The sequence below is a fragment of the Pseudomonas oplopanacis genome, from assembly GCF_057128725.1.
On the sequence record NZ_JBSKHV010000001.1, the window covers coordinates 411,186 to 434,252 of the forward strand.

General features: G+C 61.5%; 18 protein-coding genes. 7 read left to right on the forward strand and 11 right to left on the reverse strand.

Annotated features, from left to right (window positions below):
- Positions 1-173: 173 nt before the first annotated feature.
- From ACWKV5_RS02000 to ACWKV5_RS02015, 4 genes are all read right to left on the reverse strand, one after another.
- Positions 174-416: a hypothetical protein gene (locus ACWKV5_RS02000; protein WP_483839932.1), complete on the reverse strand. Its 243-nt coding sequence runs from the start codon at positions 414-416 to the stop codon at positions 174-176.
- 62 nt (positions 417-478) lie between these two features.
- Positions 479-1,543 (reverse strand): lipocalin-like domain-containing protein, encoded by a 1,065-nt coding sequence (locus ACWKV5_RS02005; protein WP_483839933.1) that lies wholly within the window; start codon positions 1,541-1,543, stop codon positions 479-481.
- The gene (locus ACWKV5_RS02010) at positions 1,533-4,004 is read right to left on the reverse strand and encodes an ABC transporter permease (protein WP_483839934.1); all 2,472 of its coding nucleotides are present in this window, start codon (positions 4,002-4,004) and stop codon (positions 1,533-1,535) included. Before ACWKV5_RS02010 ends, ACWKV5_RS02005 begins: the two co-directional genes overlap by 11 nt.
- Before the next feature lies 1 nt (position 4,005).
- Complete coding sequence (locus tag ACWKV5_RS02015; protein ID WP_483839935.1) at positions 4,006-4,674, reverse strand: ABC transporter ATP-binding protein; 669 nt, start codon at positions 4,672-4,674, stop codon at positions 4,006-4,008.
- A 137-nt stretch (positions 4,675-4,811) separates the two neighbouring features.
- On the opposite strand from ACWKV5_RS02015, the gene ACWKV5_RS02020 reads away from it, so the two are divergent.
- Positions 4,812-6,785 (forward strand): alkyl/aryl-sulfatase, encoded by a 1,974-nt coding sequence (locus ACWKV5_RS02020; RefSeq protein WP_483839936.1) that lies wholly within the window; start codon positions 4,812-4,814, stop codon positions 6,783-6,785.
- Positions 6,786-6,889: 104 nt separating this feature from the next.
- Here the strand turns inward: ACWKV5_RS02020 and ACWKV5_RS02025 are convergent, their stop codons facing one another.
- The 5 genes from ACWKV5_RS02025 to ACWKV5_RS02045 form a co-directional block, all read right to left on the reverse strand.
- Positions 6,890-8,275: a DUF1254 domain-containing protein gene (locus ACWKV5_RS02025; RefSeq protein ID WP_483839937.1), complete on the reverse strand. Its 1,386-nt coding sequence runs from the start codon at positions 8,273-8,275 to the stop codon at positions 6,890-6,892.
- Positions 8,272-9,618 (reverse strand): DUF1254 domain-containing protein, encoded by a 1,347-nt coding sequence (locus ACWKV5_RS02030; protein ID WP_483839938.1) that lies wholly within the window; start codon positions 9,616-9,618, stop codon positions 8,272-8,274. Before ACWKV5_RS02030 ends, ACWKV5_RS02025 begins: the two co-directional genes overlap by 4 nt.
- A 152-nt stretch (positions 9,619-9,770) precedes the next feature.
- Positions 9,771-11,108 (reverse strand): DUF1329 domain-containing protein, encoded by a 1,338-nt coding sequence (locus ACWKV5_RS02035; protein ID WP_483839939.1) that lies wholly within the window; start codon positions 11,106-11,108, stop codon positions 9,771-9,773.
- A gap of 11 nt (positions 11,109-11,119) precedes the next feature.
- Entirely contained in the window at positions 11,120-12,946 is a 1,827-nt protein-coding gene (locus tag ACWKV5_RS02040; protein WP_483839940.1) for a DUF1302 domain-containing protein, read from the reverse strand.
- A 104-nt stretch (positions 12,947-13,050) separates the two neighbouring features.
- Positions 13,051-13,890, reverse strand: a complete 840-nt coding sequence (locus tag ACWKV5_RS02045) for an AraC family transcriptional regulator (protein ID WP_483839941.1) — start codon at positions 13,888-13,890, stop codon at positions 13,051-13,053.
- A 94-nt stretch (positions 13,891-13,984) separates the two neighbouring features.
- Here ACWKV5_RS02045 and ACWKV5_RS02050 point away from each other — a divergent pair, with 94 nt between their 5' ends.
- Complete coding sequence (locus ACWKV5_RS02050; RefSeq protein ID WP_483839942.1) at positions 13,985-14,911, forward strand: LysR family transcriptional regulator; 927 nt, start codon at positions 13,985-13,987, stop codon at positions 14,909-14,911.
- 113 nt (positions 14,912-15,024) lie between these two features.
- Here the strand turns inward: ACWKV5_RS02050 and ACWKV5_RS02055 are convergent, their stop codons facing one another.
- Positions 15,025-15,939, reverse strand: coding sequence for a LysR family transcriptional regulator (locus tag ACWKV5_RS02055; protein ID WP_483839943.1), 915 nt, complete (start codon positions 15,937-15,939; stop codon positions 15,025-15,027).
- Positions 15,940-16,010: 71 nt separating this feature from the next.
- Here ACWKV5_RS02055 and ACWKV5_RS02060 point away from each other — a divergent pair, with 71 nt between their 5' ends.
- Complete coding sequence (locus ACWKV5_RS02060; protein WP_483839944.1) at positions 16,011-17,066, forward strand: AraC family transcriptional regulator ligand-binding domain-containing protein; 1,056 nt, start codon at positions 16,011-16,013, stop codon at positions 17,064-17,066.
- A 114-nt stretch (positions 17,067-17,180) separates the two neighbouring features.
- Here the strand turns inward: ACWKV5_RS02060 and ACWKV5_RS02065 are convergent, their stop codons facing one another.
- A complete protein-coding gene (locus tag ACWKV5_RS02065; RefSeq protein ID WP_483839945.1) occupies positions 17,181-18,878 on the reverse strand; it encodes a sulfatase-like hydrolase/transferase in 1,698 nt (565 codons plus the stop codon).
- Between the two features lie 388 nt (positions 18,879-19,266).
- On the opposite strand from ACWKV5_RS02065, the gene ACWKV5_RS02070 reads away from it, so the two are divergent.
- The 4 genes from ACWKV5_RS02070 to ACWKV5_RS02085 are packed head-to-tail and all read left to right on the forward strand — an operon-like array spanning position 19,267 to position 23,065.
- Positions 19,267-20,619: a UDP-glucose dehydrogenase family protein gene (locus ACWKV5_RS02070; protein WP_483839946.1), complete on the forward strand. Its 1,353-nt coding sequence runs from the start codon at positions 19,267-19,269 to the stop codon at positions 20,617-20,619.
- Positions 20,616-21,674 carry an NAD-dependent epimerase gene (locus ACWKV5_RS02075; RefSeq protein WP_483839947.1) on the forward strand — a complete coding sequence of 353 codons (1,059 nt, stop codon included), beginning with the start codon at positions 20,616-20,618 and terminating at the stop codon, positions 21,672-21,674. The genes ACWKV5_RS02070 and ACWKV5_RS02075 overlap by 4 nt, the downstream gene beginning before the upstream one ends.
- Entirely contained in the window at positions 21,671-22,417 is a 747-nt protein-coding gene (locus tag ACWKV5_RS02080) for a sugar transferase (protein ID WP_483839948.1), read from the forward strand. The genes ACWKV5_RS02075 and ACWKV5_RS02080 overlap by 4 nt, the downstream gene beginning before the upstream one ends.
- The gene (locus tag ACWKV5_RS02085) at positions 22,418-23,065 is read left to right on the forward strand and encodes a CpsD/CapB family tyrosine-protein kinase (RefSeq protein ID WP_483839949.1); all 648 of its coding nucleotides are present in this window, start codon (positions 22,418-22,420) and stop codon (positions 23,063-23,065) included.
- Positions 23,066-23,067 lie beyond the last annotated feature (2 nt).

Genomic DNA, 23,067 nt, shown 5'->3' on the forward strand with positions numbered 1-23,067 from the left:
GCTCTGGCTCAGGCGTCAGCGCGATGTGTGCAAATGAGCATAGACGGTCTTCAGAGAGTTTTTGCAGTTTCTTGCCCAGTGGGCTCGTTGTTGTCAGTGCTTTTTCCACTTTCCTTGCGCCAAGTCAGCAAGGTGTCGCGCAAGGCATCACTTTCTCGTACGTCAGGGCCGCCTCAGGCTTCAGGATCATCGACTTCCTGGGCGACGTTCACGGCCGGTGAATCTTTGTGCGACTGCTCGGCCCTGGCCTTCAAGTCTTGCCACTGCTGGAGGTCGATGGCGCCCTGCCCCAGCAAGTCGTCAGCCACGCGCAGCAGTTCGGTGTAATGGGCGTCGGGGGATTGCTGCCAGTAAGCCTTGTCGTCGAACAGTCGTTGCCATGACGCAAGGTCTGGCGGTTTGAGGTCGTCGCTCATGGCGGGCTCCAGTGAACGGGTTTGTTAACGTAGGAGGACGTCGATCTGCCGAGAGTTCCGACTCAATAACCGGTCATTTCCAGATAGCCCTGCCCCGCATGGCTGCCGCTCAGTTGCACTGGCCCTTCCCAATACGGAATGCGCAAATCCATCCACGCGTTGGGGTTGAGGGCGTTGAGAGTGATGTCGAGGTGCTTGCCGGGGATTTTGATCGACCAGCGCACCGGCATCTTTCGGCCAGCAACCTTGGCGGTGTCTTGCGGTGTAAGGCGGATGTCGTCGGCGTGCAGTGGTTGAGTCTGCCCCTCGGCGTCGATCCATGTACCCGTGAGGTAAGGCTCGCCGTCCTTGTTGCGCATGCGGTAGAGCATCACCTGTTCGCCACTGTCCAGGTGCAGGGAAAACCAGTCCCAACCGGTCTGGTTGGCAGTCAGTGGCTGGCTGCTCCATTCACGGTCGAGCCAGGCCGGGCCGCTGACTTGATAGGTTTTGCCGTCGATGTCCAGCGAGCCGCTGGCCTGGAAAAACGGCTGGCTGTAGTAGTACGACGCCTGGCCCTGTTCGGATTTCTGGCTGAAACCTTTATCGCCCTGAAGCACCAGCGGCCGAGTGGACGTCAGTCGAAGCTGGTAACCGAACGCCTTGTCCCGCGCACTGAGTTGAACATCCGCTAACGGATCAGCACCCTGACTGCTGAATCGCCAGTCATCGATCCACGCATTGAACGGTGCGACGTTCACGCCGGCCTGACCGACGCCGCCACGGGCGTAGCGTTCGGCCGCGTGATGCTCCGTCGCCGAGGTCACGGCCGCATGCCCCAGCCAGATCGTCTGATTAGCCCAGCCAGCCGCCTCGGGCGCGGCTTTCAAGGCGCTACGAAACAGCGTCCATTGCACGCCGAATTCGCGGCCCTGCGCGTCCTTGAGGTTGGCGGTGACGTACCACCACTCGATGCGAAAACCGTCATGCGGCCCGTGATCCGCCGGGAAGCTGAAGTCTCGTCCCGGCACCACCGGAGTAAACGTTGCCGCCTCGCCGCCGAGACCGGCGAAGCCTTTGTCGACAGGTGCGGAGTTGTCGCAGCCGCTCAATAAAACCAATAAAAATAGCCCGACCTTAATCCTCATGAGCAAACGTCCTCAGCAGGTCCGCCGGTTGCGTGCGATACAGCGAATACAACGGCCACGCCGACGCCAATAACGTCGCGAACAACGCCAGCCCCATCAACTGCAACAGTTGCACCGGAAACACCCGCAGCGGCAGACGCCAGCCGAATGCCTGGACGTTGATCACCGCATCCAGGCACCACGCCAGCGCGATCCCCAGCGGCAGCGCCAGCACTAGCGTCAACACCGCCAGCAGCCAGGTTTGCCCGAGGTTGAGCAGCATCAATTGCCGGCGCGTCACGCCCAGCGCCCACAGCGGCGCCAACTGCCCGAGGCGGCTTTGGCTTTGGGTCAGCAGGCTGATGAACAACGCCACGCCCGCCACACACAGGGTCAGGCTGTTGAGCGCGGCCGTGGCGGCGAAGGTGCGTTCAAACACTTGCGTCGACCAGCCCTTGAGGCGCGCCTGATCGACAATGCGGTTGTCATCCAATGCGAAACGCGCCTGCAACTCGCTGACAAACGCCGGGATCGATGCGGGCTCAATGCGCAGATTAAAACGGTTGGGCGCCTGCTGTGGCCAGCCGTGCAGCAGATGGTTGACGTTGACCAACAAGTGGCCCTTGGGGTTGCCGTAATCGGCGTAGATCCCGACGATACGCGGCGACCACGGGCCGCTCGGCGTGGGAATCGTCAGGTGATCACCGAGGCGCACCTTCAGGCGTCTGGCCAGTTGCTCGCTGAGCATCAACGCGTCGTCCTTGGCCAGTCGGTCCCACGGGTTGTCGCCCAACGCCTCCAGCAGCGGCCAGTGCTGACGATAGGTCGGGTGATCGATCACGCCAAAAATGTCCGCCGGCCAGCCCTGCAACTGAATCGACACCTGCCAGCTGGGCAGTACCGCCGAGAGTTGCGGTTGCTGTTTGAGCCAGATATTCAGCTCACGAGACTGAGCCGGGGTTTGCGGATTGACGTAGAGCTCGGCGGTCAGCCGTTGTTCGAGCCAGTTGCTGAACGTCTCGCGGAAACCGGCGGTCATGCTGCCGGCGCCGATGTTTGCCGCCAATGCCAATAGCAGCGCCATCAACGCCAGGCTCAGGGCCGGCAGTTGCTGACGGCAATCGGCGATAAACCATTGGCCGAGCACCGAATGACTGCGCTGCAAGACCAGATTGAGCACGGCATTCAGCAACACCGGCAGCGCCAGTGCGGCGCCAAGCAACAGCGCCGCCATCAGCACAAATCCACTGGCCAGGCTGTCGCCCCAGATCAAGGCGCCGAGCGCAATCAGCGCTGCCGTCGCCGCCACCCAACCCTGGCGCCGCAACCAGCGCGCGTGGGCCTGATGCCAGGCTTGTGGATCGGCCAGCGCCAGCAACGGCAAACGCGCCGCCCGCAGCAAACTGTTGGCACCGGCCAGCAATGCCCCGAGCACACTCAGGCCGACACCGCTGAGCCACCACCACGGGCTGAGGCTCAACTGCCCCGCCACTTCCGCGCCATACAAGCCGCGCAGGCTGGCGGCGACGTCCGGCAGCAGCACGCTGGCCAACAGGTAGCCGCTGACCACGCCGGCGAGGCCGCCTATCAGCGCCAGACCACCGAGTTCAAACGTCAGGCAGGTGATGAGCATGCGCGCGCTGACGCCACAGGCGCGCAGGGTTCTGAGCAGTCCTCGGCGTTGTTCCAGTGCCAGGCCGATGGCCGCGTGGACGATGAACAGGCCGACCACGAAGGACAGAAACCCCAAGGCGTCGAGGTTCAGGTGAAAGCTCTCGGTCAGGCGCGCGAGGTTGTTCTCCTCACCGCTGGTCTTGAGCTGGAGTTGATCCTTGAGCGTGTCGGGTAACGGAGCGCTGAAATCCTTCGGCAACAGCAAGCGTGACAGTTGATCCGGCAGACCGAGAATCTGCTGGGCGAAGCCGATGTCCACCAGCAACAAACCGGGGGCCATGTCCGTTTGAGCGTGCAGCGGTGGCAGCGGCTCACCGTTCGAACTCAACGGTCGTTCACCTTCCTGCAACCCCAGCGCTTGCATCGTTTGCGGCGAGATCCAGGTGCTGCCCGGCGCACTGAAAAACTCGACAATCTGCTCAATCGGCAACGACTGCCCCGCCACCGATGAGCCAGCCGGCAGCGACACCGGCTCGATGCCCATCAGTTGCAAGCGCTGCTCTTCATGGCCTTTGAGCGTCACCCGGCCTTGCAGCACCGGCGACACCGGCCAACCGGCACGCCGCAAGTCGACAAACAACGCCTGAGAAAACGTCCCGCCACCGGGCGCGCTGAGGCTGGCTTGCGGTTCGCCGCCGATCAACTGACTGGCCCGCGCGTAACTTTCCCGCGCCTGGCTGTTCAGCGCCTGCACGCCCGTGAGCAAACTGGTGGCGAGCCACAACCCGGTCAGCACGCTGAAAAACTGCACCGGATGCTGCCGCCAATGGCTCTGCAGCGCCCGCAACGTCTCGCGAAAAACCCGCACCTCAGCGCTCGTCCGCGCCAGCCAGGCGACCACCGTGCAACACCACTTTTTCCGCCAGCCGCGCCGCCACCCGTGGGCTGTGCGTGACCATCAATAACGTGGTGGACGTGTCGTCGAGCAATTCCAGGAGCAACTTCAACACCTCGTCGCTGGTGGCTTCATCGAGGCTGCCGGTGGGTTCGTCGGCCAGCAGCAATTTCGGTTGGGACGCCAATGCGCGGCCCAGTGCGACTCGTTGCTGTTGGCCGCCGGACAGTTGCTCCGGATAGCGGCGCAGCACATCGCCCAGCCCCAAACGTTGCACCAGATGCGCCTGCCAGCGCGGGTCATGGCGCCCCGCCAGCCGCGCCTGAAACGCCAGGTTATCCTCGACCCGCAAACTGCCGATCAGGTTGAACTGCTGGAACACCAGGCCGATTTCGGTGCGCCGCCAATGGGCCAGTTGCCCTTCGTTCATCTGCTCCAGCCGATGCTCGCCGCTGCGGATACTGCCCCGGTCGACCTTGTCCAGCCCGGCAATCAGGTGCAGCAAGGTGCTTTTGCCGCTGCCCGACTCGCCCATCAGCGCCAGGCTGCTGCCGGGTTTCAGGGTCAGGTCGACGCCTTGCAGCACCGGCAGCGGGCCTTGCGGGGTGGCGTAGCTTTTGAAGACGCCTTGGACCTGAAGCATGGGCAATTCCGTGAAGAAACGTGAGGCAAGGATAGCGGCCCTGCATGGTTTTTGTCCGTTGACGATTGTCGCCCGCCCCGGCCGCGGCCCTACCCTCGGAGGCTGGTCTAACCATAACGATAAAAAACGGAGACGCCATGCCTCGTTTCACCTTGAGCCCTCGTGGCCTGCTTGCTTGCCTGATCACCGCATGCCTGACGCAACCGGTTTACGCCGTCGATGAGTCGGCGGATGCCAGTGCGATCACCACCACCCTCAATGCCGCCGTGCTGCAACACCTGCCCTTCAGTGACCGCACCGATTTCGAATCGGTCAGCAAAGGCTTGATCGCGCCGTTCAAAGGTCAGGTCAAAGACGCTTCCGGCAAGGTCATCTGGGACATAGCGGCGTACGACTTCCTCGCCAAGGATCAGTCGCCCGCCTCGGTCAACCCGAGCCTGTGGCGCCTGGCGCAGCTCAATGCCCATGCCGGACTGTTCGAAGTCAGCCCGAAGATTTATCAGGTGCGCGGGCTGGATCTGGCCAACATGACCATCATTGAAGGTGACGACGGGCTGATCATCATCGACCCGCTGACCACCGCTGAAACCGCTAAAGCGGCGCTGGACCTGTACTACCAGAACCGTGCGCACAAACCGGTCGTGGCGGTGATTTACAGCCACACCCACGTCGATCATTTCGGCGGCGTGCGCGGGGTGATCGACGAGACCGACGTCAAGGCCGGCAAGGTCAAGGTGTACGCGCCCGCCGGGTTCATGGAACACGTCATGAGCGAGAACGTGTTCGCGGGCACCGCCATGAGCCGCCGCGCGCAATTCCAGTTCGGCAGCCTGCTGCCACGCGGTGAAAAAGGTCAACTGGACGCAGGCCTGGGCAAGAGTTCACCGAGTGGCGGCACTGTCACCTTGATTGCGCCGACCGACCTGATCGACAAGGAACTCGAGACCCGCACCATCGCCGGCATCGAGGTCGAGTTCCAGCTCACGCCGGGCACCGAAGCGCCAGCGGAAATGAACCTCTACCTGCCGCAACTGCGCGCGTTGTGCATGGCCGAAAACGCCACGCAAATGATGCACAACCTCCTCACCCCGCGTGGCGCGCAAGTCCGTGATGCCAAGGCCTGGTCGGAGTATCTGGACAACAGCCTGGCGCGTTACGGCGACAAGAGCGATGTGCTGTTCGCGCAACACAACTGGCCGACCTGGGGTGGCGAGCGGATTCGCACGTTCCTGGCGGATCAGCGTGACATGTACGCCTTCCTCAACGACCGCACCTTGCACTTGATGAACCAGGGCCTGACGTCAGTGGAAATCGCCGACGCCATCAAGACGTTGCCGGGGGCGCTGGATCAGAAGTGGTACACCCGTGGCTACTACGGTTCCTTGAGTTTCAACGTGCGGGCGGTGTATCAGCGTTACCTGGGTTTCTATGACGGTAACCCGGCCAACCTCAATCCGCTGCCACCGGTGGAAACCGCCAAACGCACGGTCGAAGCGATGGGTGGCGCCGCCGCAGTGCTGGAAAAAATGCGCACGGCGATGGCCAAGGGTGACTATCGCTGGGCGGCGCAACTGGGCAATCAGTTGGTGTTTGCCGAACCTGACAACGTACCGGGTCGCAACGCCCAGGCCGAGGTTCTAGAGCAGTTGGGCTACCAGAGCGAGAACGCGACCTGGCGCAACATGTACCTGACGGGGGCAATGGAGCTGCGCAACGGCGTGCCGCAACATGCCGGCAGTTCAGCGTCGGTAGACATGATGCGGGCGATGACGCCGGACATGTTCTTCGACTACCTGGCGATTCGTCTCGACAGCGAAAAAGCCGTGGGCCATGACCTGACGTTGAACTGGACCTTTGAAGACCAGAACAAGGACTTCAACCTGACCCTGCGCAATGGCGTGCTGACTCATCGTACCGGGCTGAACCCGGCGGCGGATGCCAGTGTGAGTTTGAGCAAGGCGACGCTGGAGCAGATCAGCCTCAAGCAACTGGATTTCCCGACCGCGATTCAGAAAGGGTTGATCAAGTTGCAGGGCAACGGGAAGAAGCTTGGGGAGCTGTTGGGCAGCGTGGACAGCTTCAGTCCGCAGTTCAATATCGTGACGCCTTAAGACCGCGGCGCGCCCTTCGCGAGCAAGCCCGCTCCCACACTGGATCTGTGTCGTTCACAAATCCCCTGTGGGAGCGAGCCTGCTCGCGAAGGCGTCAGTCCGGACTACACGGAAACCACTTCGACCGCAGGCATCCGCCACCGCTGCTCAATCACCTCCCGTCCCGGCCCATACAACCGCAGCACCAGCGTAAACGCCCCGCTCGCCGGCGTCGGCAGCCAATTGCTCTGCTCTTGCGGCGCCGAAGACTGCATCACCAGGGTCACCCCGCCGTCCGCATCCACCTGCAACTGATCGCGGCTGCTCAAGCAATATCGATCAATGGGGTTCGCGACCAACTGTCGGTCCGGAAGGTCATACAGCGTCAACGACCAAAACTCACTGGCGGGCGGCAATTGCCCCGGCGCGAAACGCAGGCGATAACGCCGCCCGCCTTGCAATGGCTGCCCCTGATTGTCCTGGCGACCGCCGGTGTAGAACGCCTCTTCGACGCTGTTGCCGTAGATGCCGACGTTCGCGGCGACCGCCCGATTCAGGTAATTGCCATGCAGCGCTTCGCGGGTGCCAAACAGGCCCAGCGTGGTGCGCACCTGGCTCACCGCCGTTTGCAGCTGCGCCTGAGCATCGGCAATGCCGGCGATCAAGGCCTGACGGGTTTCCACCGGCAACGCAGCGACATCGAACGCCTGGCCCGGCACGATGCCGATACGGGCGAAACGTGCGCGCAAGGCCTGCTCGGCGGGCTGGGTCGGGCACAGCGTGAGGATTTGATTCAGCACGGCAATGAACGACGGCCCCAATCCGCTCTTGCTGTCCCACGCAGGCCAATCAATCGCGGGCGGCGCGACCGGGGCCGGACTGGCGGTGTATTCATGCAATGGGCGCAAACGGTATTGCTGCTGCAACTCACGAACCGCCGGCAGGTCATCGGCGTTTTTTAATCCGGTGCGCCCGAGCACCATGACGATTTCGGTCTCGCTGCGCAGCACGGCTTTGATGCCCGTGGGCGTCGGCCCCTGCCAATCCGGCCTGGCGATCAGGTAATCCCCCGCCTCACGCCCGGTGCTGAGCACGCCGACGTAAGCGAAATTGTGCGTGTACTGGTCCACCAACTGGTGCACGTAATAACGGTCGTCATCGACCGCCGGCACACTCAACACTTGCGGTTCGCTGCGCAGGTCGAGCCAGGCCCAGGAGTACGGCGTGTCGTTGTTAGGCGTGACGATTTCGCGGTTCTTCGGGGTATACAGCTCGCTGTAGTGACGGAAGCGATTGAAGCCGCCGACGTATTCCGGTGCAGCAGGATTGAGCAGCTGTTTTTCCAGAGTCTGGTAATGCATGAGCATCGGGTAAGCGTAGATCCACGCTTCCTGTGCGATGGCTCGAAGGTCATCGGATTCTGCGGCCAACAACCAGCGTGGAAACATCAGACTGCCTCCCAGAACACTCATGCTGCCGAGCACTCGACGACGGCTGACGATCAGGTTCATGGTTCAACCCTCGCAATGGTCGGCAACTGATAACTGCCGTCCAGCGCGCCTGACTTGGGCAAATACAGGCGCAACAACAGATTGAACGGGCCTTGTGGTGTCGGCAGCCAGTTGCCTTGTTGTTGCGTAGGCGCGGTGGATTGCAAGGTCAGGGTCAAGCCGCCATCAACGTCGTAATGCAGATCGGGGCTACGGTCGCCGAGGGCGTAACGCTGGATCGGGTTGGCCGCGAGCAATTGGGTTTTGCCGTCGTACAGGGTCAATGACCAGAAGGCATTCACCGGCGGTAACTGTCCGGCGGGAAAATGCAGGCGATAGGCTTTGGTGCCGTCCAGCGTCTGGCCCTGGGCATCGTGCAACGCCATCGGGTACACCGCTTCCACCGGGTCGTTGGCGTAAATGTAGCGCCAGGCGACCGCCGCACGGGTCAGGTCATCGTCGCCGAATTTGCCGACATTGGTCGGGGAGCGAAACCAGCCTCGCTGTTCCACCGAGACATGGTTCGACGCTGTACGGACCTGTTCGCGGCCAGCCTCGGCGCCTTGGGCAATCGCTTCGCTCAAATCCGCTGGCGGCTCGAACGTGGCACCGGGTTTCACCCCGATGGCGGCGAATCGTTGCAGTTTTGCGCGTTCAGTCGGCGTCCACTCGTGCAGCGACGCCAGGCTGTTGAACGTGCTGAACAGGGATTGGGCCGGGCCTTGTTTGGTGTCTTGATAAGTGGGCAACTGCAGTGGAGGCAACGCGTCAGGTGCTGCGCGTGCGATCACTTTGGACAAGGGTTGCAGCGCATAGCCCATCAACACTTTCGCGGCGTCTTGCTGATCGGCTTCACCTTTGACTTCGGTGCGGCCGAGCAGGAATACCAGGCGACTCGGCGAGCGGATCACGCCACTGAAATCCTTTGGCACTTCACCTTGCCAATCCGGCCCGGCGATCAAGTAGCGCCCCGCTTTGCTACCAGTGGCACGAGTGCCGATGTAGTCGAGGTTGTCGGTGCGCATGTCGACCAGTTGGAAGCTGTAGTAGCGCCCTTCTACCTCCGGCACGTCCAGCACCATGGGTTCGCCGCGCAGGTCGAGCAAGGCGCGGGAATAGAAGGTGTCGTTGTTCGGCGACACCACTTTGTTGTCCTGCGGGCCGAGCAATCGCGGCTCGCTGTAGAGCCGGTTGAAGGGCAGTTTGGCAGCAATGGCAGTGAGCACTTTGTCGTGCTCGACGGTGGCGTAGGCGAAGACGTAAGCCTCTTGCGCCAGCGCCTTGGCCTGAGGGGAATCGAGAGTGGCAGCATGAACGGTGCCCAGGCTGACGCCCAGGGCCAGAGCGGATATCCAGTAGCGCACGGCAGATCTCCTGGTAGGTACTAAAAACAACACCGCCCCTTGTAGGAGTGAGCTTGCTCGCGATGAGGGAGTGTCAGTCGGTAAATGTGTTGACTGATACACCGCCTTCGCGAGCAGGCTCGCTCCCACATTGGATGTGCGGGGGCGCCTGGTTACTTGGCCCAGCGCCGCAGGTCCGACGGGGTGTAGTCGTCGGTCTTGGCTGCGAACCCGACCCGCATCGGTTCGGTCTCTTCGTTGGCCAGGCCACCGGCGTAGTAGCGGCCGGAAATCAGGTCGTACGAGGTTTCCAGCACGTTGTAGGTGAAGCCATGGTCGTACTGCTGAATCGCGTGCAGTTCGCCGCTGCGCCACAGTTCGCCACGGCTGTCGTACTGGTCAGACTGCGCGATCTGCCAGCTGTCCTCGTCCACATAGAACCGGCGTTTGGCGTAGATGTGCCGTGCGCTTGGCTTGAGCGTGGCCTCCACCACCCACACCCGGTGTTTCTCGTAGCGCGCCAGATCCTGGTTGACGTGGTTGGGCTTGATCACTTCGTCGTACTTGAGGCTGTGGCTGCCGATTTTGTAGCTGTTGTACGGGATGAACAGTTCCTGTTTGCCGATCAGCTTCCAGTCAAAACGATCCGGCGCACCGTTGTAGCCGTCGATGTTGTCGGCGGTGATCAGGCCGTTGCTGTAACGGGCGCTGTTGTCGTAGGCGATCATCGGCGCGCGACGCACCCGGCGTTGGCCCGGCAGGTATTGCCACGCTGAACGCGGCTCGGCCACCTGGTCGATCGGCTCGTGCACCAGCACCGCTTCGCCGGACAAACGCGCCGGTTCCAGCACGCGGCTCTTGAACATGAACAGAATGTTGGCGCCCGCCTCCAACCCACCCACGGTATCGGCGAAGTTGATCAGCGACTGGTTGCGCACATAACTGGTAGCGCCGTTTTCACGCACCAGCGCTGAACTGCTGATACGTTCGTAACTGCCGCCGCGATAGCGGGTCATGTGGTTCCACATCACCTCCAGGCCTTCGGTGGGCAGCGGAAACGGAATGCCGCGCGCGTAGTCGTGCAAGCCGTTGCCGCCATCGGCCATGCTGGTTTTAGCGACGTTGTCGCGGCTCTGCGCGAGGATGTCCTTGGGCAGGTTGGCGCTGCGGTGCGTCGGGTAGATGTTCATCTTGTAGCTGTCGGGAAAGCGCTTGAACAACGCAATCTGACCGGGACTGAGAAACTTCTGATACTGCGCGACGTTCTTCGAATCGATGGTGAACAACGGTTTTTCGGCCGCATACGGATCGCTGTAGCCGCCCTTGCTGTCGACGCTGCCGGCATTACTCGCCAGGCCACCGGACCAGGCCGGAATGCTGCCGTCGGCGTTGGCCGCCATTTCCGAACCCATGGGGGTCAGGTTTTTGCCCAGAGCGGCGGAATCAGTGCCTTTGGCCTGGGCCAGGCCGACGGTGCAGGCCAGCGCCAGCACGCACAATTGCATACGCATAACGGTTCTCCTTAGAAGTCTGCCTTGAAGCTGACGGACGCGAAATCGCGGTCGTCGAGGGTGCTGTAGTCGTTGGAACCGAAGAAGGCGTTGTAGGCCAGTTCCACGCTGTAGTCGTTCATGTAGACGCCCGTCAGGCTCACGCCCAACGCCTGCTGGCCTTCCTGGAACGGCCCTTGCGGATCGTAGGAATAACCGGAGACGTCATGCCGCCAGTTGACCGCCGGAATCAGGTTGATGCCAGGCAGCACGTCGCTGTATTCGAGGCTGGCGCGCAGGCGATAACCCCACGACCACTCGGTGGCGAACCCTTTGTCGGTGCAGTATTGGTTCGTCACGCCCGAGGCCACGGTGTTGCACAGCGTGCCGTTGCGCGGCGCACTGCGGCCGAACGCGGCGTTGCGGCCCAGACGCTCATCGCCGAGGTCGTCGATGTGCACCACGCCGGCCTCGCCGAACAGGCTCAGGCGCGTGGCGCCCAGCACATTGTCGAAGGCCTGGGTGGCCGAGCCGGTTGCCTGCCAGACGCCTTTGCGCACCCAGCCGTCGTAGGTGCTGCCGTTATTGGTGTTGAATCCCGACGGTAACTGGACCCACGAACTGCCGCCCGCCCCAGAGATCACCGCCACGTTGATGTCCGGCGCGTTGATCGCCAGTGGCATGTTCGGCCGATAGCTCAGCTCACCGGCCAGCGAGATGCCGCTGTTGGGTTCGACGCCGTTCAGGCTGATGCCGTACAGGTGAATGTTTTCCGGAAACGCCGCCGCATAACTCGGCGCCTGGACGCCGCCGGGGAAGGTTCCGGGCAGGCTGGTGTTCTTCGCGTTGAGGGTGAAATACGGCAGGCGCGAGTGATAGTTGATGTAGTAGATCGCCGCTTCGGCATCGTTCAGCGAGTGGATGATGTTGCGCAAGGCGAAGCCAAACTGGCCGTTGTCCGACGGCGACTCATTGCCCCGGGACGTGGCGTACAACCCTGCTGCCTGCATCTGTTGATCGGTTTGCACCTGGCTCAAATACAGCGGCCCGCAGCCCTTCTGGATGACATCGCTGCTGGCGAAGAACGTGCCGCAACCATCAAGTACGCTTTCGCGCCAGTTGTACTGGTAGAAACCTTCGAGGTTGAGGCTGTCGGTCAGGCCGAAGCTGAAGGAGACCATCTCCACCGGCAACTGGCCTTCCTTGATTTCCACGCCGGGACGGTTGAACGCCGAAATGTCCAGCGGGTTGATCACGTTGATGCCGTTCTGGATCAACAACGATTCGCCCCACGACAACACCTGGTTGCCGACCTTCACGTTCAGCGGTCGATCGGCCACCTGGAAATCCTTCCAGACGTAGGCATCGAGCGCCTTGAAGCCCTGGAACTTCGACAGGTCGTCCCAGCCCGAATCGTCGAAATCCTTGAAGCGGCCGTTACGGGTTTCGTAGGCGTGGTCGTACCAGTATTTGAAGCGAATGAACGCGCCCTGCCCCTGGCCATCGAGACTGAAATCGGTGAGGCCCTTGAAGTTCTGCGAGATGGGATCGCCCTTCTCGAAGTTCAACCGGTTGTCGTCGGCGCTGACGCTGGTGCCGTTGGCGTGCACGCCTTGGGCTTGCAACGCGTTGGCGCGGGTCATCAGGCTATGGTCGGGGTTCTGCGTCGACCAACTGCTGCCCAGGGTCAGCGTGGTTTTGGTCGACAGGCTCCAGTCTTCATTGATGTCAAAAGCAGTGGCCTGGGCGGGCCCGGTCAAGACAGCAAGCATCGCCAGCGCAAGCGGTTGCGGGCGGGTGTGGCCAAGCCGGTGAAGTCGCGGACGGACTCCGGCTGTGGCCGAGCTTTTTCTTATCATTATTAGGCTCCGGTCAGGATTACTCAGCCCGGACACGGTGCCCAACAATCAACCGCGACACGCAAGCGATGGCCGACAAAAAGTAATCATCACGAGCACAGCGATTACAACGACAGCCGAAACTGTTTGGGGGTGATGCCGAACTGTTTGCGAAAGGCCCGGATGAAGTTGCTCGGCTGGCGGTAACCGAGGCGCTCGGCGATGCGTTCGATGGGTTGATCACCGGATGTCAGCCAGTGCCGCGCCATGTCCAGGCTGTCGCTGCGGGTGGTGTGCGCCGCAGTGGTTTGCCAGGTACGCAGCATGCTTTGATGCAGGAACGGATTGGCCCCCAGCAACGGCTCGTCGAGGCAGGCCGACGGTAATATCAGGCACAGATGCGGCCCTTCTTGCACGTTGATGCCGGCGTTTCGCAACCATTCGCCCGCGGCTTGCCGGGGTGTCAGGTAAACGTCGATAAACACCTCCCCCGGCGCTCGTCCGAGCCGTCGGGCGATGTTGCGCACCAGGGTCAACGTCGCGGCATCCAGGCCAAAGAAGTGCGGCGGCTGGTTCGCCCAGCGCAAGTGCAAACAGGCCTGTCCGTCAGCCTCCTCCAGCTCGGCCAGCACATAGTTGGTGACGCGTGGCAGGAACCCGGTGAAACAGGCAAGGCTGTCGCGCAGGGTCGCAGCCGAGTCCAACAAGATGTTCAAACCCTGCAAGCAAGTGGTCGCCATCCCATTGACCAGGTCACAGCCAAACGTGGCGCCCACGCCCAGGCGTTCGCACTCGTCCCAGAGCTTTTCGACCAGGTGCGCCGGAATGTGCAGGCCCTGCTCATCGAGCCACGACAGGCTGATACCGGCCCGTTCCAGCAATTGGTCCTGGCACAGGCCGGACTGCCGGGCGTGGCTGAGAATGGTGCGGGTGAAGGCGCTGGAAGCGAACGATTGATCAGGCATGGCAGGCTACGGCGAGTGAACAGGGTTGTAGTTATGCCAGTGGTCGTGGTATCGATCAAATGCATTAAAAGTATTCACCGAATGCAGGAGACGCATGATGGACCTACGCCAGCTTCGCCACCTCGTGGCCCTCGCCGACTACCGCAGTTTTGGTCGCGCCGCCGAAGCGATCAATCTCAGTCAACCGGCGTTCAGTCGCAGCATCCAGACCCTGGAACGGGACCTCGATTGCGCGTTGGTGGAGCGCAGCAGCCGCGAGTTCCGACTGACCGGCCAGGGTGAACTGGTGCTGCAACATGCCCGGCGTTTGCTCGCCGGCAGCCAGGCGTTGCACAACGAGCTGACCCAATACAACGGCCTGACGGGTGGCGAACTGCACTTCGGCAGCGGCCCTTACCCGGCGCAACTGTTGGTGCCGGAAGCGCTGGCAGAGTTCATCCAGGCGCACCCGGCAATTCGTACTAGTTTCCACCTCGGCGACTGGGAGCAACTGGCGCTGTGGCTGCGCGAACAGCAGATCGAATTCCTGGTGGCCGATGCCCGATACTTCACCGGCGATCCGCAGTATCAGGTGCAACTGCTGCGCCCCCGGCGCGGGCGCTTCTTCTGTCGCGCCGGTCACCCGTTGGCATCACGTGAAAACCTGTCCCTGCGCGCCCTGCTCGACTACGCCGTGGTCGGCACACGGATGCCGCCGATGATCCGCAAGATCCTCGCCGACGTGCAGGGCGAGCCGGACTTCAACCCCAGCGTCGAATGCGCGCAGTTCGATGCGATTCGCCGGGTGGTCATGCACTCCGACGCCGTCGGCATCGCGACCATGGAAGCCCTCGCCGAACTGGCCGTTCAGGGGCACATCCACTTGCTCGATTTCGCCGACATCCCCCGCGACGACCCGGGCCTGCAATTGCACTACGGCATTGTCAGCCGACCGGGTCATTCCCTGACGCCGGCGGCGCTGGCGATGGTGGAAGCGATTCGGGTGGTGGACCAGCGTTTGCTTGCTACGGACACCGTATAACCTGTGGGAGCAAGCTTGCTCGCGATGGCGGCGTGCCAGTCAACAGAGATGCTGAAGTAATGCCCTCATCGCGAGCAAGCTCGCTCCCACAGGGGTTCTGTGTTGGTTTTTGGTCAGGCACGGCGCGCAAACGCCAGCATCGCCCGCGGTTCACCCAGCGCACGCAGCAAGCAATGCATCGCCTCCTCCCGGCTGCGTTCAAAGCGATAACGGCCCTCGATGTACAGCGCCAGTTTCAGCTCCACCGGTTCATCCAGCGGCAGCGGCACTTGCTGCAGCCCCAGCGCCGTGGCAACCCGACTCGGCAGGCTCATGCCGAACGGTTGCCGATCAGCGATCAGCTTCGCGGCCAGGGTGCTTTGCGTGTGCACCGCGATCGTGCGGCGCAGGCTTTTCAAACCGAGGCGCAGGTCCACCGGGCTGAGGCCATCGCGGCGACTGGAAATCTGAATCTGCGGTTGCTCCAGATAGGCTTGCAGGGTCCGCGGCGGTTCCTTGAGCGCGGCGCCGTAGGCAAACACGTAATGGTCGGATGGCAGCACTTGTTTGTGCAGACCGGCGAGCCCGGCCAGCGGTTGGTCGAGGTCGATGAGAATGTCGAGCTTGCCGCTGGCCAGTTCCTGCAAGGCGTCGCGGCGGCGCGGTTGGAAGTAGCGCACCTGCCAGTCGGACTGCGGGGATTCGAGCAAGGCGTCGAGCAGCACTGGTTGCAGGCAATCCAGGCAACTGATGCGCAACAACGGATTGTTCTGCCGCGCCGCCGGAATCATCCGCAACCCATCGCGTAACGACTCGAGGGCGGCGCGCACAAAGTCCGCCAGTCGGTGCGCGACCAATGTCGGGGTCACACCGAGACGGCTCTTGATGAACAGCGGATCACCGCACAATTCACGCAGGCGTCGCAGCGCGTTGCTCATGGCCGGTTGCGACAGGCACATCACTTCGGCGGCGCGGGTCACGCTGCGTTGCTGGTAAATGGCATCGAAGGCGAGCAGCAGGTTCAGGTCGAGCTGGCGTAAATCAAGCATGGTCTTGCTCCGGCAAATCGCTTAACGTCGAGCAGCCTAACCAGAGTCCCGGAACACGCTGTGAGCCCTACATGACAAAAAGCGATCAGCCACTGCGCCATCAACCAACACCCAATGCGTTTTATGCGCCGACCTTGTTGCCGGCCATCGAAGAACTATTGGCCCGAGGCATCGCCCGGGAAACCATCGAAGCGCTGTTTCGCCGCAGTCTGTTCGAATTGCGCACGCCGTTCATGCGTATACCGCTGCTGCTCTCACGGCGCTTCTGGGCCTTTGCCCTGGAGCAGAGCGGCGATCCGCTGGTGGGTCTGGCGGCGGGTCGGCGCTTCGTTTCCACCGCCACCAATGGCCTGACGTACCTGTTCGACGTAGCGGCTTCACTGGAAAGTGCCTGCGTGTATTTCGAGCGGTTTTTCCCGTTCTTCAACGGGCATTTCCAGGCACGGATCGTGCGCGATGAAACAGGCGTCGAGTTGCGCCTACTTGACTGCGGCAGCCTTAAAGCCGGGGCGCCGACCACCGATTACATCCTCGTCAGTCTGTGCAGCATGTTGCGCCGAAAGTTTCTCGCCAGCGGTCTGGAACGTGACCCGGTGCTGGGCGTTGGCCTGGCTTGGCCGAAGACCGCCAACCCGCACGCTCACGAACAGGCGTTCCGCGCACCCGTGCAATGGGCGCAGGCGCATCATTCGATTCGCCTTGATTCGCAGCTGTTCGTGACCGCGCTGACACCGGGCAACCATGAGCTGGAACAAACGCTGGTGGACTTGCTCGAGCAGACCCGGCGCAACAGCGAGCCGACCTTGCTGGAGCAAGTCAGCGACCATTTGATCGCCGACCTCTCCAGCGCCAACTGGCAACGGTTTTGTGCCGACCATCACTTGCTGGAACGCACGGCGGCACGGCGACTGAAGGCGCTGGGCTGGAGTTTTTCGGAACTGCTTGATGAGTACCGGCGCTGCCGGGCGGAGGATTTGTTGCAGGCGGCGGAGCTGGAATTGGTGGAGATTTCGGATCGGTTAGGGTACGGCGATGTGCAGAGTTTCAACCGCGCGTGTTTGCGGTGGTTGGGGTGTGCGCCGGGGGTGTACCGGACGCGGTGGGCGCAGCCTTCGGATCTCGAGTGAATGGGCTGACGCCTTCGCGAGCAGGCTCGCTCCCACAAGGGTTTTGTACACGCCGCAAAACCAATGTGGGAGCGAGCCTGCTCGCGAAGGGGCCGGCCCTGCCAACCAAAAATTTTACTGCCCCACCGCCACACTCGTCGGCGCCTGCGCCGGCGTCACAATGCTCTTCAGGTCAATATGCTTCCACTCCGGCTTCGCCCCCAGCCGCGCATTGAACCGGTAGTTAAAGGTGAATTCATCGGCCGTCGGCACGCTCAGCGGTTTGCCATACATTGCCTCAACCCCCGCCAGGTCATACCCCATCAACTGCAACAGCGTCGGGAAGATGTTGTAGTGGCTGGAGCGATCCTTGTTCGCGGCCAATTGCGCCGACCAGTCCAGGGTTTTCAAGTTACTGCCCTGGATCACCACCAGCGGCACCAATCCCTCTTCTTCCACCGGGTCACCGCCGCAATGGGTATTGAGCCCCGGATTGCCCCGTTCGTGCAGGTCCTGCCCGTGGTCCGAGGTGTAGATCAACAGCGTGTTGCTCAAATCTGCCTGGGCGAACACCCTTGAGAAAAACTCCCCGACGTTCCACAGCAAGGTGTTCTTGTAGGCATTGCGGTACAGCACCCAGTCATCCGGTTGACCGTTAAACCCGTCACGCTTGCCGGTATCGGCCACTTCGACAAACTGCCCGCGCGGCAAGGTCGGCCGATAGGCCATGAAGGCATCCGGGTATTTATCGTGGACCGGGAAATGCGCGCCGACCTTGTTGATCACCACCAACTCCGGCTTGCCATCATTGAGCAGGTCAACCAGTTTGGCCGCCGCCGCCATGTCGCGATCACGCACGCTGGTCTGGTCGAATTGCACAAACTCGTCGATGTCCTTTTTCTCGGCGTCGTTCATCAGGTTCTGCAAGTTGCCGCCGGTACGCTGAGCGTCGATGTAAACGGTGCGCAGGCCAGCCTTCCTGGCGTACTGCCAGATCGACGGCATCGTCGTGTTGATGCGCATGTAGTCGGCCCGGGTGCCGCCGTAGCGCAACGTGACGTTGGTGTCGGCGCTGCAATTGGCAATCGAGGCGGCATAGCCGTAGTTGAAAATGTCGACACCCGCGCGCGGCTCCTTGAGGTTGCTGTGCACACCAAACGGCGCGTTGATGTCCAGGTAATTGCCGGAAATGCTCTCGTCGATGATCAACACGATGTCGTGGCCCACCGGTTGGTCGTTGCGCGCCAGGCTCACCGGTTCACGCGGGCCGACGGTGTTGTGCAAGGCTTCATAGGTAAACAGGTTCAGGTAGGCCAGCGGCGTGTACATGATCGGCAAACCCCGGGCGCCCTCGCCGGCCCGCACGAACAACACAGCACTGAGCAGCAGCACCCCAAGCACCGGCGCCGCCACCAGCAACGCACCGGGTAGCGGCATGCGCCGACGCGGCTTGAGGCCGATGCCGAACAACAGCAACAAGCCGCCGACCAGGCCACTGATGATTGCATCGCGGTACTGGTAGATCGCTTCCTGGATGAACCCGCCCGAGTACACCAGCGACACGAAGCTGCTGTAGGTCAAGTAATCAGCCGTGACCCGCGTATAGACGTCGAAAAACACCGCCGACACGAACATCACCAAGGCGAACAGATGGCGTACCAGCGTCTGCCGGATGTACGCCGTCATAAACAGCGCCACGGTCAGCGCGATAAACATGCCACCGAAAAGAAGCACCGGAAAACCGATGCCCATCGCACTTAAACGTTCGAGGTAATAGTCGTAGTTCTTAAGTAAATAGAGAACTAACAGTACTTCTTTGAGATATCGAATCATTCTCTTTAGGTACTCATGAAGGGCGATTGGCCAATAGATTGTCGGCCATTTTTTGACACTAGCACCGGGCCATCAAAGCGCAAGAATTGTCGGACTTTTACACAAAGCGTCAAAAAAACGTTGACTCAAATCTGACACACATGTGGGGAATTTTCCCCAGCGTTTCAAGGCACTAGACCGTCCATCGTTTTCTTCAATCCCTTAAAAACCCTTTAAAACCGAGACAAATCCAGCACCGACAAGCACTTGATGGCATTTAGCCCCCAAAAATGGGATTTCTCTACCACAGAAGAATGTCATTTTGCTGACACGCTTTCCCACCGCTGGGCTATACCCCTTTTGACAGTCTTATTTTTGTTATCTCAACCGTCTTACGAGGCACGCCAATATGGACGTGAGCGTATTTGGTACGGGCTATGTTGGCCTGATACAAGCAGCGGCACTGGCCGATGTCGGACATCGCGTCCTGTGTGTCGACATTGATCCAAATAAAATAAAACAACTGCAACAAGCGGTGCCACCGATCAGCGAACCGGGGCTTTCCAGCACGCTGGAAGAAAACATCAAGGCCGGTCGGCTGCTGTTCACCACCCAGGCCAGCGATGCGGTCGAACACGCCGAGCTGATTTTCATCGCCGTGGGTACGCCCGCCGATGAAGACGGTTCCGCCGACCTCAGTCATGTGTTGAGCGTCGCTCGCCAGATCGCCAACCATATGGAGGCCGATCGCACCTTCATCATCAAGTCCACCGTGCCGGTCGGTACCGCGGACCAGGTGGCCGCCGCCGCCAACGAAGAACTCAAGCGCCGCGGCAAGAGCGCGCTGAATGTGCGGGTGGTGTCCAACCCGGAGTTTCTCAAGGAAGGCAGCGCCCTCGCCGATTGCATGCGCCCGGACCGGATCATTGTCGGCACGCTCGATGATGAAGCCCGCAGTCAGATGAGTGAGCTCTACGCGCCGTTCTGCCGCAACCATGAAAAGCTCATGTTCATGGACAACCGCAGCGCCGAGCTGACCAAGTACGCCGCCAACGCCATGCTCGCCACACGCATCAGTTTCATGAATGAACTGGCCAACCTCACCGAGCTGCTGGGTGCCGACATCGAAGCGGTACGTCGGGGCATCGGTTCCGACCCGCGCATCGGTTACCACTTTATCTACCCAGGCTGCGGCTTCGGTGGCTCGTGCTTCCCCAAGGACCTGCGCGCCCTGCTGCACACCGCCGAACACAACGGCATGCCGCTGCGACTGTTGCGCAGTGTCACCGACGTCAACGACACCCAACGCCACATTCTCTTCGGCAAACTCAAAGCGCAGTTCCCGAATGGATTGGCCGGTAAATCGATCGCGATCTGGGGCCTGGCGTTCAAGCCCAACACCGATGACATGCGTGAAGCGCCCAGCCGTTATCTGATGGAAGCCCTGTGGGCCGAAGGCGCGACGGTGCAGGCCTATGACCCGGAAGCCATGTCCGAATGCCGGCGTATCTACGGTTATCGCAAAGACCTGCATTTGTGCGCCACCCGCGACGACACGCTGGAAGATGCCGATGCGCTGGTGATCTGCACCGAGTGGAAGAACTTCCGCGTGGTCGACTTCGACCTGCTGGCGAACAAGTTGCGTTCACGGGTAATCGTCGACGGTCGCAACCTGTACAACCCGGAGCAGGTTGCTGCGGCGGGCTTGCACTACAGCGGTATCGGCCTGCGACACATTGCACCCGAGGCGCCGCGCCCATGAAGATCCTCGTCACCGGAGCGGCCGGTTTTATTGGTGCCCATTGTGTGTTGCGGCTGTTGCGCGACGGGCACCAGGTGTTCGGCCTCGATAACTTCAACGATTACTACGACCCGCAACTCAAGCGCGATCGCGTGGATTGGGTGCAGGAGCAGGTCGGCCACTTCCAGCTCGCAACGGTTGACCTGGCCGATGCGTCGGCCATCGAAGCCCTGTTCGTCCGTGAAAAACCCGATGTAGTGATCCACCTCGCCGCCCAGGCCGGGGTGCGTTACTCACTGGAGAACCCTCGGGCCTACCTCGACAGCAACTTGAGCGGTTTCCTCAATATTCTCGAAAGCTGCCGCCGGCACCCGGTTCAACACCTGATCTACGCCTCGTCCAGTTCGGTGTACGGCGCCAACCAGCACACGCCGTACTCGGTGCAGGACGGCGTCAATCATCCGCTGTCACTGTATGCCGCGACCAAAAAAGCCAATGAACTGATGGCCCACAGCTACAGCCACCTGTTTGGCATTGCCTGCACCGGCCTGCGGTTTTTCACGGTGTACGGTCCCTGGGGCCGGCCCGACATGTCGCCGATCCAGTTCGCCCGCGCCATCGCCGAAGGCCAGCCGCTGAAGCTGTTCAACTACGGCCAGCACCAGCGCGACTTCACCTACATCGACGACATCATCGAAAGCATCGCACGCTTGATCGAGCGACCACCGCAGGCCAACGCCGAGTGGGACCGCGAGCAACCGGACCCGGCCAGCAGCATGGCACCGTGGCGCATCTACAACATTGGCGGCCAGCACCCGGTGGAACTCAAGGACTACCTGGCGCTGCTGGAAAAACACCTTGGACAACAGGCCATCGTCGAGTTGCTGCCCCTGCAGCCGGGCGACGTCCTCAATACCTGCGCCGACGCCAGTGACCTGGCGCGGGCTACCGGATTTCAGCCTTGTATCGAGCTGGATGAAGGACTCGGGCGTTTCATCGCCTGGTTCCGTGACTACTACGAACTGCCCATCGCCCACGCGCCGCTTGCGGCTGAACTTCAGCGGAGGACTCTATGACTGGACATGAAAAAGGTGTGCCCCTCAATCAAATGCGCCGGGACAAACGCCTCGATCCCGAGCACCGGATTCGCATGGATGCAGCTATTCACATGCAGGGGCGTGGCTGGATGACCGGCCGTGACGGCGGTCGACCCTGGACGCTGTCACGCACCAACCGGGTGGTCGCCTGCCTCGGTGCGTTGATGATCCTGGTGTTGATTTCGCCAGTACTGCTGGGCCTGGCGTTGGCGATCAAGTTCAGCAGCCCGGGGCCGGTGATGTTCGTGCAGAAACGCACCGGCTACCGCGGTCGCGCATTCGGCATGTACAAATTTCGCACCATGGTGGCCAACGCCGAGGACCTCAAGGAGTCCCTGCGGCACCTGAACAAACACGGCGCCGATGCCATCGACTTCAAGATCGACAAGGACCCGCGCATCACCGGCATCGGCGGTTTCCTGCGGCGCAGCAGCCTGGATGAGCTGCCGAACCTGATCAATGTAGTGACCGGCGACATGCGCCTGGTAGGCCCAAGGCCTACTTCGTTCAACGCCTACCGCTACAAAGATAACCACCTTGCACGCCTGAGCATCTACCCCGGCATGACCGGCCTGTGGCAGATCTCCGGGCGCAGCAATATCGACTTCGACCAGCGCGTTGAGTTGGATCTCAGCTATATCGCCGAGCAGAGCCTCTTGCTTGATCTGAAGATCCTGTTGAAAACCCCCTTCAAAGTATTCAGCGGCCACGGAGCGAGTTAAATGGACGGTTCATCAACCAAAAGCCTGAGCATCGCCAACCCGAGCGAGTCCAACCTGACTTCGACCGTGCTGGATCAAGATCTGCGGATCCTGTTGCTGACCGCCGCCAACCCCGGCGCGGGCACCACCACCAGTGCGCTGGCACTGGCCAGTCAACTGGCCCAGATGAGCAGCGGCCAGGTGCTGCTGGTCGACGCCAGCCAGTCCTCGACCAACCTCACGCAACAACTGGGGTTGACCAAGGAGCGCGGCTTTCGCGACTTGATGTTCAACAACCAGAGCCCGCCGATGCTGCAGGACTGTGTGGTGAACGTCGCCAGCCTGCCCTTCGACATTTTGCCCAACGGCCGCTATGCCCGAGGGAATGAACACCTGACCGCCGAAAGCATGAGCCCGTTGCTCGATCAGCTCGGCAGCCAGTATCGCTTTGTGGTGATCGACGGCGACGCGGTGTATTCCGCCGCCGACACCCTGGTCATCAGCACGCAGGTGGATGGCGTAATCATGGTCGTGCGCGCGGAAGACACCCGCTGGGAAGTGGCACAAGCCGCGGTCCAGCGCCTGACCCAGGCCGGCGCGAAAATGGTCGGCAGCGTGTTCAACCGTCGCAAGTACTACATGCCGAAATGGCTGTACAAAAACCTGTAAGC

Excerpts from the sequence above, each read along its gene's own strand:
- ACWKV5_RS02035 (WP_483839939.1), bottom strand. The coding sequence starts at position 11,108 with ATGCGTATGCAATTGTGCGTGCTGGCGCTGGCCTGCACCGTCGGCCTG.
- ACWKV5_RS02080 (WP_483839948.1), top strand. The coding sequence starts at position 21,671 with ATGACTGGACATGAAAAAGGTGTGCCCCTCAATCAAATGCGCCGGGAC.
- ACWKV5_RS02005 (WP_483839933.1), bottom strand. The coding sequence starts at position 1,543 with ATGAGGATTAAGGTCGGGCTATTTTTATTGGTTTTATTGAGCGGCTGC.
- ACWKV5_RS02045 (WP_483839941.1), bottom strand. The coding sequence starts at position 13,890 with ATGCCTGATCAATCGTTCGCTTCCAGCGCCTTCACCCGCACCATTCTC.
- ACWKV5_RS02060 (WP_483839944.1), top strand. The coding sequence starts at position 16,011 with ATGACAAAAAGCGATCAGCCACTGCGCCATCAACCAACACCCAATGCG.
- ACWKV5_RS02040 (WP_483839940.1), bottom strand. The coding sequence starts at position 12,946 with ATGATAAGAAAAAGCTCGGCCACAGCCGGAGTCCGTCCGCGACTTCAC.
- ACWKV5_RS02015 (WP_483839935.1), bottom strand. The coding sequence starts at position 4,674 with ATGCTTCAGGTCCAAGGCGTCTTCAAAAGCTACGCCACCCCGCAAGGC.
- ACWKV5_RS02000 (WP_483839932.1), bottom strand. The coding sequence starts at position 416 with ATGAGCGACGACCTCAAACCGCCAGACCTTGCGTCATGGCAACGACTG.
- ACWKV5_RS02070 (WP_483839946.1), top strand. The coding sequence starts at position 19,267 with ATGGACGTGAGCGTATTTGGTACGGGCTATGTTGGCCTGATACAAGCA.
- ACWKV5_RS02050 (WP_483839942.1), top strand. The coding sequence starts at position 13,985 with ATGATGGACCTACGCCAGCTTCGCCACCTCGTGGCCCTCGCCGACTAC.
- ACWKV5_RS02055 (WP_483839943.1), bottom strand. The coding sequence starts at position 15,939 with ATGCTTGATTTACGCCAGCTCGACCTGAACCTGCTGCTCGCCTTCGAT.
- ACWKV5_RS02020 (WP_483839936.1), top strand. The coding sequence starts at position 4,812 with ATGCCTCGTTTCACCTTGAGCCCTCGTGGCCTGCTTGCTTGCCTGATC.
- ACWKV5_RS02065 (WP_483839945.1), bottom strand. The coding sequence starts at position 18,878 with ATGATTCGATATCTCAAAGAAGTACTGTTAGTTCTCTATTTACTTAAG.
- ACWKV5_RS02075 (WP_483839947.1), top strand. The coding sequence starts at position 20,616 with ATGAAGATCCTCGTCACCGGAGCGGCCGGTTTTATTGGTGCCCATTGT.
- ACWKV5_RS02025 (WP_483839937.1), bottom strand. The coding sequence starts at position 8,275 with ATGAACCTGATCGTCAGCCGTCGTCGAGTGCTCGGCAGCATGAGTGTT.
- ACWKV5_RS02085 (WP_483839949.1), top strand. The coding sequence starts at position 22,418 with ATGGACGGTTCATCAACCAAAAGCCTGAGCATCGCCAACCCGAGCGAG.